Source organism: Marinococcus luteus, assembly GCF_034497705.1.
Lineage (GTDB): Bacteria > Bacillota > Bacilli > Bacillales > Marinococcaceae > Marinococcus > Marinococcus luteus_A.
This window is the reverse complement of sequence record NZ_JAXRUV010000003.1, coordinates 217,962-230,115: the sequence shown is the minus strand read 5'-3', so window position 1 is coordinate 230,115 and position 12,154 is coordinate 217,962. Positions and strand designations below refer to the sequence as shown.

Annotated in this window: 12 protein-coding genes; 5 read left to right on the top strand and 7 right to left on the bottom strand. The window is 45.2% G+C overall.

What is annotated here, in order from left to right; translation table 11 throughout:
- Positions 1-55: 55 nt before the first annotated feature.
- A complete protein-coding gene (locus Q9M42_RS07445) occupies positions 56-217 on the top strand; it encodes a hypothetical protein (protein ID WP_322525854.1) in 162 nt (53 codons plus the stop codon).
- A 427-nt stretch (positions 218-644) separates the two neighbouring features.
- Here Q9M42_RS07445 and Q9M42_RS07440 read toward each other — a convergent pair whose 3' ends face one another.
- The gene (locus Q9M42_RS07440) at positions 645-1,181 is read right to left on the bottom strand and encodes a YceI family protein (protein ID WP_322525853.1); all 537 of its coding nucleotides are present in this window, start codon (positions 1,179-1,181) and stop codon (positions 645-647) included.
- A 447-nt stretch (positions 1,182-1,628) separates the two neighbouring features.
- Positions 1,629-2,615, bottom strand: a complete 987-nt coding sequence (locus tag Q9M42_RS07435; protein WP_322525852.1) for an aldo/keto reductase — start codon at positions 2,613-2,615, stop codon at positions 1,629-1,631.
- A gap of 265 nt (positions 2,616-2,880) precedes the next feature.
- Between Q9M42_RS07435 and Q9M42_RS07430 the strand changes: the two genes are divergently transcribed.
- Complete coding sequence (locus Q9M42_RS07430) at positions 2,881-3,933, top strand: EAL domain-containing protein (RefSeq protein ID WP_322525851.1); 1,053 nt, start codon at positions 2,881-2,883, stop codon at positions 3,931-3,933.
- Positions 3,934-4,093: 160 nt separating this feature from the next.
- Here the strand turns inward: Q9M42_RS07430 and Q9M42_RS07425 are convergent, their stop codons facing one another.
- The gene (locus tag Q9M42_RS07425; RefSeq protein WP_322525850.1) at positions 4,094-4,312 is read right to left on the bottom strand and encodes a hypothetical protein; all 219 of its coding nucleotides are present in this window, start codon (positions 4,310-4,312) and stop codon (positions 4,094-4,096) included.
- A 55-nt stretch (positions 4,313-4,367) separates the two neighbouring features.
- Complete coding sequence (locus Q9M42_RS07420; RefSeq protein WP_322525849.1) at positions 4,368-4,742, bottom strand: PilZ domain-containing protein; 375 nt, start codon at positions 4,740-4,742, stop codon at positions 4,368-4,370.
- A 384-nt stretch (positions 4,743-5,126) separates the two neighbouring features.
- Here Q9M42_RS07420 and Q9M42_RS07415 point away from each other — a divergent pair, with 384 nt between their 5' ends.
- From Q9M42_RS07415 to Q9M42_RS07405, 3 genes are all read left to right on the top strand, one after another.
- The gene (locus Q9M42_RS07415; RefSeq protein ID WP_322525848.1) at positions 5,127-5,909 is read left to right on the top strand and encodes a TerC family protein; all 783 of its coding nucleotides are present in this window, start codon (positions 5,127-5,129) and stop codon (positions 5,907-5,909) included.
- Between the two features lie 180 nt (positions 5,910-6,089).
- Positions 6,090-6,887, top strand: coding sequence for an alpha/beta fold hydrolase (locus tag Q9M42_RS07410; protein WP_322525847.1), 798 nt, complete (start codon positions 6,090-6,092; stop codon positions 6,885-6,887).
- 178 nt (positions 6,888-7,065) lie between these two features.
- The gene (locus Q9M42_RS07405; protein WP_322525846.1) at positions 7,066-7,671 is read left to right on the top strand and encodes a hypothetical protein; all 606 of its coding nucleotides are present in this window, start codon (positions 7,066-7,068) and stop codon (positions 7,669-7,671) included.
- Between the two features lie 519 nt (positions 7,672-8,190).
- Here Q9M42_RS07405 and Q9M42_RS07400 read toward each other — a convergent pair.
- The 3 genes from Q9M42_RS07400 to Q9M42_RS07390 form a co-directional block, all read right to left on the bottom strand.
- A complete protein-coding gene (locus Q9M42_RS07400; protein ID WP_322525845.1) occupies positions 8,191-9,033 on the bottom strand; it encodes a phytoene/squalene synthase family protein in 843 nt (280 codons plus the stop codon).
- Between the two features lie 64 nt (positions 9,034-9,097).
- Positions 9,098-10,546, bottom strand: a complete 1,449-nt coding sequence (locus tag Q9M42_RS07395; RefSeq protein ID WP_322525844.1) for a phytoene desaturase family protein — start codon at positions 10,544-10,546, stop codon at positions 9,098-9,100.
- The gene (locus Q9M42_RS07390) at positions 10,543-12,039 is read right to left on the bottom strand and encodes a phytoene desaturase family protein (RefSeq protein ID WP_322525843.1); all 1,497 of its coding nucleotides are present in this window, start codon (positions 12,037-12,039) and stop codon (positions 10,543-10,545) included. The genes Q9M42_RS07395 and Q9M42_RS07390 overlap by 4 nt, the downstream gene beginning before the upstream one ends.
- Between the last annotated feature and the right edge of the window lie 115 nt (positions 12,040-12,154).

The following is a 12,154-nucleotide window of genomic DNA, read 5'->3' as shown; positions in this document are numbered from 1 at the left end:
TTTAAAAATCCAACATACTGAATTTAATGATAACTATTAGAAAGAGGGGTTTGAAATGAAAAAGAAAAATAGTACAGACTGTCCAAAAGTATTGGCCGAGCTGGATGAAAAACAAGCGCGTCTCGATAAGTATCGGAAAGAAATAAGAGAAGGCAACAATAAAGATGTGAAGGACCTTGATGATTTAAACAAGCCTCTTCAAAGTAAAAAAAGTTGAACGAAATTTTATATACCATTGTAAATTCAGCATCTTAAATATAGAAGCGTTTAATTGATACAGCTTTCGATTAAAAAGAGTAGGTCTGCTTTTTCTGGGCAGGACCTGCTCTTTTTGGTATTATTATTTTTATACCTTCTGTCTTCATTCTGTTTTATCTCTGTGGTTTTTTATGAAAACCTTTTACTGCAGTAACATTCACCTTTCCTTCTAAAGGAGCGATCAAAGTTATGTGGCGTTTTATCAAGTTGTATTTTGGACTTGCAGTCGGACTGGCGGTCTTTTTTGCTCTCGTGCTGTTAGCTGCCGGTGCCTACGGGTAAGTCCTCCCTTTAAAATTTTCCCGCCGAGGCTACGTAGAAAAGCCTTTTAGATGTCTCCCGCGGAGCTCTAAAAGGCTTTTTTCTAATGGTTGTTCGCTTAAGCTTTAGTCCTGCTTATGCAGCTCCATCTCAATATTAATTTTCACATCTTCGCCAACAAGTACTCCGCCTGTTTCAAGCGTAGCGTTCCATGTTAAACCGAATTCTTTCCGGTTGATGGTTGTCTCGCCGCTGAAGCCGGCTACTATGTTTCCGCTCATCGGATCCTTGCTTTGTCCTTCAAATGTAACATCAACAGTAACTTCTTTGGTTGTGCCTTTAATCGTAAGATCCCCGGTCACGTCATATTCACTTTCTCCCGTTTTTTTAATCTCCTTGCCTACAAACGTCATGTTGGGATAGTTTTCAGCATCAAAGAAGTCTGCCGACCGTAAGTGACCATCACGGTTTTCGTCGCTGGTATTAATACTCGCTACATCAATCACCACTTCGATTTCTGCGTCTGTTAAGTCTTCCACGTCCACCTTTAACGTAGCGTCAAATTTGTCAAACGTGCCTTTCGCTTTTGAGATCATCATATGCTTTACCGAAAATCCAATTTCACTGTGTACAGGGTCCACGGACCAGACTGTTTTTGCCATAAGTAACTCCTCCTAATAATTCACTCAATTAAATCCATGAAGCTACAACTAGTATAAAGGTATCAAGTCTTTAAATCTAGTCTTCTGCCTTAAGAATAACAAATATTCCGTCATTTCCAAATGATTTTCTTTGTCTATTATGGCAAATTTTGTTTTTTTATTCTCCTTATGTTTTACACTAATTGTAAAAGTCAGTCGTATATTTCGTCTCAGCTGTCATGGCACCTTGCAAGCTTTTTTCGTATGAAACACCGTATTTTAATATCGAGAGGAGACTTTACTATGAAATTTTCTGTATCTGCCTTTTTCTTGCGGTGAGGGGCATGCAGATATGACCGCCACCCTCATTGTTCAGTAGGCCGGAGTTTTCCGGCCTACTTTTACTTTTTCTGTAAAAAAAGCCGCCGCGCCTAAATACAGGCACGACGGCTATAATTTTAACCATATTTATTCTTTAATTGGAAGCGGCGCTTCAGGGGAAACCAGTTTCTCTTTACGCAGTTCCTGCCAGAAAGCTGCAGGAATATCGGCGTTTAATGCTTCGAGGTTGTCCTGAATACGCTGCGGACGACTTGCTCCTGGTATAACAGCTGCCACTGCCGGATGAGCGGCTGAAAACTGCAGGGAAGCTGCAATCAGGCTCACATTGTGGCGTTCAGCAATGGACTTCATCTGCTCGACACGGGAAGCAATTTCCGGCGGGATATCCGAGTATTCGTACGTGGAACCACCGGCGAGTACGCCTGATCCGTAAGGCGCTCCGACTACAATGCTCACGTCCTGTGCCTCGGCTCCCGGCATTAAGCGCTGAAGCGCACGCTCGTGGTTAAGCAGCGTATAACGGGTAGCCTGCAGGCTGATATCAGGATTGGAATCTTCAAGGTCAAGAGCGAGCTCAATCGGCTCCGTCCGGTTTACTCCAATTCCCCAGGATTGAATGACGCCCTCTTCCCGTAGTTTGGTCAGTTCACGGAATGCGCCTGTTCTTGCCTCTTCAAATTTAGCGAGCCATTCGTCTCCCTGAAAATCCGGAGAAATGTCATGCACATACACAAAATCAATCCGGTCCATCTGAAGGCGCTCGAGGCTCTGCTCAATCGACCGGCGTGTGCCTTCCGCGGTATAATCGGTAATCACTTTATTGTTGCGGCCATTGGCAAACAGGCCTTCTTTTTCTTCTGTTTCTTCGGAAATATAACGGCCGACTTTCGTACCTAATACAAAATCATCGCGGTTATGCCTGGCCAGCGCTTTACCTAAGCGCAGCTCCGCCAGCCCTGCTCCGTAAAAAGGCGCGGTGTCAAAGTAACGAATGCCGTGTTCCCAGGCTGTTTCAATTGTTTTTAAAGCTTCCTCTTCCGGAATATCACGGTACATATTCCCAAGCGGCGCTGTGCCAAAGCCAAGTTTTCCTTCCTGCTTCAAATTAATCATAAATTTTTTCCTCCTTTATATAAGGTGAAGCCATTTTTTACATTTAAATGGCTGATCCAACGTATCTCACCTGTAACGATTCAGGTTTCTGCCAACGATCACTCTATTTTAGTTACCTTTCACAGTAAGATTTAAACATCAATGTTTAAATAGATTTTGTTTGTAGCCCGGTATCACTTTTTATCCAAAATTTCTCTTGAAACACTTGAATACATAGTTCTTCAGCCGATATTATTATTAAAACGACATCATTTGGAGGTCATCTATGAAGAACGGTTGCGACATTTGCATGCCCGGCCACCAGGGCTATACGTTCATTTTTGAAAACGACCAGTCTCCTGCCTTGCTCGCCCCTTATTTTAGTGAATACAGCGAAAACCAGTGGCAGGAAGTAAACAATCGTATGGTATGGATGGATAAAACCATTGCTTTTGATTTGCTGGACTACCTGGAAGTTCACTATAATCCTGAAGAAATTTTTATTTTCCCGGCAAAAAAGAATAATCCTTTGGAAGACGAAGCTAACAGACAGCCGCTTCGCTCCCTCCACGCTTACAAAGAAGCAGGATGGATCGATGACATTATCGATCAGGAGCAGATACAGTCGCATTACCAGCCTATCGTTCGGCCAGATAACGGAAGCTATACTATTGTCGGGCACGAGATGCTCTCCCGTGGAAAAGCATCCGACGGAAGCACGATTGCCCCATTCTTTTTGCTCGAGGCAGCGCGCGCCCGCCACCGGCTGTTTGCGCTTGACCGTGCCTGCCGGATGGCTTCTGTCAGAAATGCAGCCGTTATTAAAGACAAGCTCATCTTTATCAATTTTATTCCGACCGCTATTTATGTGCCTGAGCACTGTTTATCGACCACTATTTCCCTGATAAATGAAATGGGCATCTCACCGGGAAACGTAGTTTTTGAAGTTGTGGAAAGCGATGAGGTGCAGGATATTGATCATTTAAAAAGCATCCTCGATTATTACCGGAATCATGGTTTTAAATATGCTTTAGACGACGTAGGCACCGGGGCTAATGACCTCAAAAAGCTATCTTACCTTGAGCCGGATATTGTTAAACTGGCCAGAGAATATTCCGACGGCGTAAGCCGGGACCCCGAAAAACGAAAAGTCGCGGCTTCGCTGCTGCAGGTCGCTGCCCACACCGGCTCTCAGCCACTTGCTGAAGGAGTCGAACATAAAGAAGATGCCGATTACTTAGTCGAAATGGGCTATGAGCTGTTTCAGGGATATTATTTCGCTAAGCCACAGGAGCAGCCTCTGGATTACCTTCCCCACACCGTTAATACGAACCACTGATCTTACGAAGCATGTGCCAGGCACGTGCTTTTTCTGTTTATATCAATCGCAGGTCAAATGGCTTCACCTATACATCAAGCCCTCCGACACTTAAGCCGGAGGGCTTGTTTATTATTATTGGCATTTAGATAATTTCCCGCTTCCAAGAGGCAGCGGGAAATTATAGATCAATAAAGCGGCTGCCCTTTTCCGTCACCACCGGGTCCACATATTCGACCTTTTCCTCTTCGTCTATCTTTTTTTCTGCTTCGAGCATCGCTTCTTTGATCAAGTAATCAAAATGCGCTTCTTCATTGGAATCATCCGGGGTAATCGTCCCCTGTTCTTTAGCAGCAATACGGGCAATCAGCAGCAGCTCTTTTAGTAAATCGTTATCCATACAGCCCCTCCTCTTGTCTCTACGCGTTGGAAAAACAGAAATTCTCCGTGCCGTCTTAACTCTGGCGTTCTTTTCGTTCGATGTTTAATTGGTGCACCGTGCGCACCAGGTCATTTTTTTGATCGTTAACTTCGTCCGGGAAAAAGACACCGTATATGCTGCCGCCGCTTTGTTTTTCCTTTCGTTTTATATAGCCGTGAAGGATAAAGTTTTTATGAAGCAAGCGAAAGGAAAAAGTCAAAAGCACCCGCTCTGTGACCGGCAGATTCAAACGGGAAAAGAAACGCATGCCCCCGCCGGAGAGGTCATGGATGATCATTTCACCTGCCGCGCTGTTCACGATAGTATTGTCCATCCGGTAAATGAAGAAGGTTCCGTGGAGTGGCTGATCTTCGAAATAGTAGCGTAGGTTTTTTCTTGATTCCGGCATACTTTTCTCCTTTATCTTTGCGTGAAATAAGTACGGTATTAATAGTATATAGGCTCTGTCACTCGATTTCAAAAAGGTTTTTAGTACAGTATGCCGGGCCGTTCAACCCCCCTTTCATTCCTGCTTCCCTTTTAAATAAAGATTGACTTTATCTGCACTTCAGAATATGCTTAATATAGAATAAAAGGGGAGTAGCTTTCCTGCATCTGCATCGTCATGACGGGCTTTGACCCCGGTGCTGATGGTAGTTACCAGACTATAAGCGAGACCTTTTCTTCTCCGCAGCAATTTTGGGGGAGGAAAAGGTTTTTTTGATGCCTTTTCCTTCGAATCATTCAGGGGAAAGGCTTTTTTCATGCCTTTTCTCATAAGGGGAGAAAAGAAATGGATGTAGGTTTGTTGATGGAATACAGCTGGGTTTTGATTATTCTGGTCCTGCTTGAGGGTGTGCTGGCAGCTGATAACGCGATGGTTTTGGCGGTAATGGTTAAGGATCTGCCTGAAAAACAGCGAAAAAAAGCTCTTTTTTACGGGTTGTTTGGCGCTTTTCTTTTCCGATTTGGATCGCTGTTTATCATCAGTTTTCTGGCAGGTGTATGGCAGGTGCAGGCTATCGGCGCGGCCTACCTTCTCTATATAGCTATTAATCATATTATCAGGCATATGGCCCACCACCGCCAGCAGCAAAACGTGACTGCTGCTGCACAGGAAACTAAATCGCCCGGCTTCTGGAAAACTGTTTTTAAAGTAGAGCTTGCAGACATTGCGTTTGCCGTCGATTCGATTCTTGCGGGTGTTGCTCTCGCTATTACTCTTCCAGCCTCCGGTCTTCCGGCAATTGGCGGCCTTGACGGCGGAATCTTTGCGGTGATTTTATTCGGCGGATTAATTGGGGTTGTTATTATGCGTTTTGCTGCCGGTAAATTTGTTACCCTGCTCGAAAAACGTCCAGGCCTTGAAATAACTGCCTTTGTTATCGTTGGATGGGTCGGTGTCAAACTAGCCGTTTATGCTTTGAGTCACCCGGCGCTGCACATCATTCCTGAAGCATTTTCCCATTCACCGATGTGGAAGGCTTCCTTCTATATTGTCCTCGTTGTGATCGTGGTCAGCGGCTGGTTTTTATCCAGCCCGAAATCAGCAGGTGAAACAGTGGAGGAACGTTAATCATTAACGAAGCATAGCTTTACACACGAATTCAGCTCCCTTTAAGCAGGTGAAAGCTTACAGGGGCTTTTTTAATGGGCCTCTTCCAGTTTTGAAGTTTAGCTATATAGATTGAAGGTAAAAAGATAGAAAGAATAAATTTTTTAATTTTATTGCTGACAAAGCTGAAGGAGCCTGTTTATGCCATATTTCATTTCAAAAAACACATCACTCTATTATGAACAGCGAGGCCAGGGGCCTGTACTCTTATTTATTTCCCCTCCCGGTCTCGGCTGCGCGGCCTTTGAGCAGCAGCACCCGCTCGAAGACCAGTTTCGGGTCGTTACCTTTGATCCACGGGGAAACGGCAGAAGCGAACGCAGTGAAGCCGCTGACGGCACCATCAGACAGTGGACGGAGGATATCTACGCCCTCGTATCTCATCTTGGGACTGACCAGGTTATTCTTTGCGGCTATTCCTTTGGCGGCCTGCCAGCCCAGGAATTTGCTTACAAATATCCCGAAAAGACGAAAGCGCTCGTATTAATCAGCAGCTTTCCCAAAGTAAGAACGTTTCTGCTAGCCGGAAAATTCCGCCTTGGCATCTGGAGTACGTATGAAAATCTGCTTGGTACACTTGGCAAAGGCCTTGCCTTTTCTCATACCAAAAAGCAGGACCAGCAGGCACGCATCGAAAAAAATATTGAAAACAGCGATCCCGGCATTATGGAGCAAATGTATTTGAATGGCAGGCATTACGACAGCACCAGCCTTCTTCCTTATATTACCTGCCCCGCGCTTACGATATTTGGCAGTAACGATGTGTTTGTAAAAAAGCATCAGCAGGATTTTAAATCCAGGCTTCCCCATGTGCAAAACGTTCATATTCAGGGGAAGGTACACCAGCTCCCTACGAGAGCTGCTGAAGAAGTGAACGCTATCATCAGAAATTTTGTTAACAACAACGTCTACGCAAAAATTCAACAGGATGTTTACTGAAGAAGCATAAAGGATATATATTTATAGTTCATTTTCACTTTGCATATTGAGCACGGCGGTAATGGTTGGATAATAAGCTAAACCATGAGCCAGCAGAAGAAAGCTTTTTCTTTGCTGACTCTTTTTTTAATTTCCTGAACCATTGCTTCCATATTTTAAACTAAAAGGAGTAGATATAATGAGTAACACATCAACCAGAAAAACACTGCCGATTATTGCACTTTCAGCCGCTGCTATTGGGGGAGGCGTATACTGGTATACGAAAAGCTCCGGTAGCACCAGCAACAGTGAAAGTAGCAGCAGCGAAGGAATCAAGGATAAAGTAAATAAAGCTAATCAGGAAGTCGATACGGATGAACTGAAAAGCCGCTTCCAGCGAACAGTAGAGCTTGCCAAGCAGGCAACGACCCAGCTGCAGGAGATATACAATGATTACGGAAAAGACATCATTGAACAGATCCAGCAGGTGAAAAAAGACTCCGAAGGCGTAGTATCCACAGCTAAAGAAGCCGGTGATGAGCTGAAGGATGTAGCTGATACAGCTAAAGAAGCCGAGCAGGAGCTCGAAGGAGTAAAGGATCAGGCTAAACAGGGCGCAGAGCAGGTTTCTTCTTCTGATTCTTCCTCTGACAATTCCAGCGCCTCTTCTTCTGAAACCAGTGCCAACCAAAATATCCAGGAGTCTCCGGAAGAAGAAATTAAACGCAAAGATAACCAGGCTGATATTGAACCGCAGGAAGAAGGAAAAAACCAGCGTGGCCCAAACAGCAAAGACAATAGCTAAGCTTTTCTCCGCGGAGAAAACAAAAGATTTTCTAAAACGAGTTAACTCACCAGTTACGACCCTGGTGGGTTATTTTTATGCCCCGCTCATATATCAGTTTTTTCTGCATACTTTCCGTTATCTACATGCGTAACACCAAATGGCTCTTGTCCATGGCCGTTTTTGGTCTTCCTCTTTTTCCGAGTTATTTTCTTCCTGCTATGCTACCGCTATCTGTTTTTCCATTTCTTCAAGCCATGGGTAAACTGCATAAATACTGAGCAATGTGATGAAAATGATGATCCCGGCTGTCAGCAACGTGACACGTCTTTTCATAAAAATCCCCCTGCTGCAACTGTACATAAACATAATAAAACCACCGGATATAGTAACATCCCGCGGTTCCAGCCTTATGTATTCATACTTATTTTTCCATACATAAAATACCATTTTAAGGCTTCGTTTTTCACCCAAAGAAAAAACAGGCAGAGTTTCTGCCTGAATACTTTTCGGCATACTCCCCGTCCTGCTTAGCATTCTTTAGGAGGATAATCTTTTTAAAATACTCCATTTATCCCGTTTGGAAACGTAGGCCCGCTCCTTAAACACCTGATAATTGTTTTTCCGTACTGATTCCAAAATCGCCTGATACATATAAGCAGCGCCTTTGACGGGATACCTTGCATCCTTTGGATACTGTTCAATAGATTCAAGTGCCTCTGTATACAGCTCTTCTGCCCGTGCGGCAATATCCTCCCACGCCTGTACAAATGAGGAATCAAGGCGGTGCTGGTAAAGATCCCTGGTGGTATAGCCATGCTTTTCGAGTATTTCAACCGGAAAATAAATGCGCCCACGCTCCAGGTCTTCACCTACATCGCGAAGAATGTTTGTCAGCTGCATCGCCTTTCCAAGGGCGATGGCGCCCGGCTTCAGGTGTTCAAAACGCTCCGGGGAAAGGATAGGAAGAAGCATCAGCCCTACTGTTCCTGCTACATAATAGGAATACCCTTCAACTTCTTCCAATGTGTAATAAAAAATTTTTTCCAAATCCATATACTGGCCCTGAATCATATCTATAAAAGGCTGTACTTCCATATCGAAACGTTCGAAAGTATCCCTCAGGGCAATCCATTGCAGGGACGGCTGATAAAATGGATCGCGGAGAAACTGATGAAACATCGTTTCAAATTCCTTTAATTCCTGCTCCGGATTTTCTCCTTCATCCACAATATCATCGACGGTCCGGCAAAAAGCATAGACAGCCCAAACGCCCTGTCTTTTTTCAAGCGGCAGAATATCAAATGCCTTCGAAAAAGTTTTACTGTGCATTGCAATAATACGATGACACTCTTCGTATGCTTCTTCTAACGTTGATTTCATACTTCTCATCCCCTCTCCCGCGTTTCAGAAGCCAAGCGATGGTTGGTCCCCTGCCGGTTGTATATCAGAACATGTCCTGCTTTCTTGCTGTCCCGAGATGCTCCGCTAACAGTTTTGCTCCCTGCATGACAATTGGGACACCGCCACCGGGATGTGTAGAAGCACCCACTGCGTATACGTTGCTGTAGGAGAACGGCTTAAGCTGCGGCCGGAATGCACCTGACTGGGCAAAGCTCGGAGCTATACCAAAGCTGCCTCCTTCATACAATCCGTATCTGCCGGCGTCCTGAGGCGTCCGGACCTGCATCCACTGAATCGAAGAACGTAGGTGCGGGAATCCTTTTTTCTCGACCGTCTCTAAAATAGACTGAATAAACTCTTCCTGCACCTCCCAGTCGATGTTATCTCCTGATGGTACGGGAACGAGCAGATACAGTACACTCTTACCTTCCGGGGCGAGGGCAGAGTCTATTAAAGACGGGTGGAATGCATAAATACTCGGCTCTTCTGGTAATTCCTTAGTCTCAAAAACCTGCTTCATTTGGTGGTCAAAATTGCTGCCCATAAAAAACTGGTGGATAGATGCCTTTGTATATATTTTGTCTAATCCTAAGTAAATTAGCAAGCATCCTGATGAAGAAGTGTATTTTTTTTGTGATTTATTTTCCACCAGCTGTTCTGCTATCGGAAGCTCGCAGTTGCAAATGAGCCGTTCTGCCGGCTCTACCCGCTTATCCGTTTTCAGAGCAGTAAAAGTCTTTCCCTTCGCCTGAATGCTTAATGCTGTTTCTTCAAACCGAAAGATCACGCCGCGACGATCCAACTCTTCTTTAATTTTTTCGATCAGCATCGCATAGCCTCCGTGGATATACCAGATACCGTGATACTGCTCGCTGAAGGAGACCAGGGAGTAAATACCGGGAGTAGTGGCAGGATTGCCGCCAATGTAGAGCGTCTGCAGTGAATACGCGTCCCGGAGCCGGGGATCTGTAAAGTAATCGGCTACCTGGGTTCTAACCGACTGATAAGCTTTCATCTGCCACAGGGAACGAATATTAGCCGCCGTAAAAAATTCCCGTTTGCGCATAAATGACCGGGATAAAAAATCCTTCTCTCCCTGAAGAAAATTTCTCTTCATATCGCGCATAAACCTTTCAAAATTTTCTTCTTCCCCCGGAAAAGCCCGTGCCAGCTCTTCTTTTTGTTTTTCAGGATCACTCCATTTGTAAAATTCTGTGCCATCGGCGAAAACCATCCGGTACAAAGGGTCAATCCGCTCCATATTAAGCACTTCCGGATCCATCCCTGCTTCAGCAAGTATCGCTTTAATTGTTCCGGGCAAAAGAACAATCGTCGGTCCTTCATCGACTTTAAACCCGTCCTGCTTCACCCATTTAATTCTTCCGCCGGCTTCTTTATCTTTTTCCACTATTGTTACTTCTTCGCCTGCCTGTGTTCTGTAGAGCGCTGTCACAAGACCGCCAATGCCGCTTCCCACGATAATATTTTTCATTGCGCCCGCTCCCTGGAATATTTGGCCGTCAGTGCCTGGGCAGTAATTCTGCCGGATACGATAATCGTCGGCAGACCGCTTCCGGGATGCGTACCTCCGCCCACCAGCCAACAGCTTCCGACATCTTCGAACTTGTTATGCGGACGGAAATACATCATTTGATTTAAGCGGTGGGACAAATTGAATACAGCCCCTTCGTATACGTTACTGTCGAGCTGCCAGTCTGTAGGCGTATAAATTTTTTCCACCTCAATATGGTTCCGGAGTCCTTTAAACGGCGAACGGCTTTCCACCTGATCAAGCACCAGATCCCGGAAGCTGTCTTTGTTATTCTCCCAGTCGATACCGCTCTGGTTGTTCGGAACCGGGGCAAGCATATAAATTGGCGATTTCCCGGCTGGCGCCAGCGTGTCATCGGTCACAGCCGGGTTATGAATATAGATGGACGGATCGTCTGAAACAATTTTTTCATGAATCATTTCTTCCACATTTTTTTTATAATCATTGGAAAAGACGATAGAATGGTGGGCCGCATCCGGATAGGTAGTGTCAACGCCGGCATAAAGCATAAAAGCCGAGCAGGAATAGTCTTTTTTAGCCACCTTTTCTTTTTTCCACTTCTTCAACGGTTCATCGAACAATTCGGTAGCTGCATAGGCGAAATCTGCATTCACCACTACCTCATCTGCTCCAAACACTTCCCCGTTTTCAAGCTCTACGCCCACGGCCTGCTGTTTTTTCGTACGGATTTTTTTAACTGGTGTGTTGAGGTAAAGATGGCCGCCGTCTTCTTCAAATGCTTTAGCCATTGCTTTTGGTATCTGGTTCAATCCTCCGGTAGGGTGAACAATACCGTATTCATGCTCCATGTAGGAAAGAATGCTGAAGGCCCCCGGGCAGTCCCACGGTGACATTCCTAAATATTTGGACTGAAAGGTAAAAGAAAGCTTCAGCCGTTCATCGGAAAAATACTGGCTCAGCACGTCATACACAGATTTCCCGAGCGCAAGGTGCGGCAGGGCTTTAAGCGTTCGGGGCTTCATATAGTCAAGCAGCGACCCATGCTCATGCTCAAGTACCGGCAGAAGCGCATCCCAACGTTTACCCAGATCATGCATGAAACGGTCGTACCCCTTTTCATCGCCCGGAAAGGAAGAAGCGATCCTTCGTTTCATTTCCTGCTTATCGGAAGTCGGACGGAAGCTTGAATCTTCGAAAAATAATTCATACATCGGATCCAGGTAGTTCCACGAAATATAGTGAGCCAGATCCCTCCCGGTTGCTGAAAAAATTTCCTCAACAATATGGGGCATACTTAAAAATGTCGGGCCTTTATCAAAGCGGTAGCCGTCAACGTCCACGTGGGACGTGCGTCCACCTGGTTTATCATCCTTTTCGAACACACTTACCTGAAAACCCTGACTCTGCAGCAGCATGGCAGCGGTAAGTCCTCCGGGGCCCGCTCCAATCACCGCAATTCGTGTCTCTCTCACTCCAAAAAGCCCCTCTCTGTCAAAACCTTATGTGCATGTCCAAAGTTTTATTCCCGTTTTTTCGCATTCTCAACCTGCCCAAAAGCCCGGGAAAATAGACATTATAAAAGCATAA

Bases quoted from the DNA above. Each gene is read 5' to 3' on its own strand.
- Q9M42_RS07445 (WP_322525854.1), top strand. From the start codon at position 56: ATGAAAAAGAAAAATAGTACAGACTGTCCAAAAGTATTGGCCGAGCTG.
- Q9M42_RS07440 (WP_322525853.1), bottom strand. From the start codon at position 1,181: ATGGCAAAAACAGTCTGGTCCGTGGACCCTGTACACAGTGAAATTGGA.
- Q9M42_RS07435 (WP_322525852.1), bottom strand. From the start codon at position 2,615: ATGATTAATTTGAAGCAGGAAGGAAAACTTGGCTTTGGCACAGCGCCG.
- Q9M42_RS07430 (WP_322525851.1), top strand. From the start codon at position 2,881: ATGAAGAACGGTTGCGACATTTGCATGCCCGGCCACCAGGGCTATACG.
- Q9M42_RS07425 (WP_322525850.1), bottom strand. From the start codon at position 4,312: ATGGATAACGATTTACTAAAAGAGCTGCTGCTGATTGCCCGTATTGCT.
- Q9M42_RS07420 (WP_322525849.1), bottom strand. From the start codon at position 4,742: ATGCCGGAATCAAGAAAAAACCTACGCTACTATTTCGAAGATCAGCCA.
- Q9M42_RS07415 (WP_322525848.1), top strand. From the start codon at position 5,127: ATGGATGTAGGTTTGTTGATGGAATACAGCTGGGTTTTGATTATTCTG.
- Q9M42_RS07410 (WP_322525847.1), top strand. From the start codon at position 6,090: ATGCCATATTTCATTTCAAAAAACACATCACTCTATTATGAACAGCGA.
- Q9M42_RS07405 (WP_322525846.1), top strand. From the start codon at position 7,066: ATGAGTAACACATCAACCAGAAAAACACTGCCGATTATTGCACTTTCA.
- Q9M42_RS07400 (WP_322525845.1), bottom strand. From the start codon at position 9,033: ATGAAATCAACGTTAGAAGAAGCATACGAAGAGTGTCATCGTATTATT.
- Q9M42_RS07395 (WP_322525844.1), bottom strand. From the start codon at position 10,546: ATGAAAAATATTATCGTGGGAAGCGGCATTGGCGGTCTTGTGACAGCG.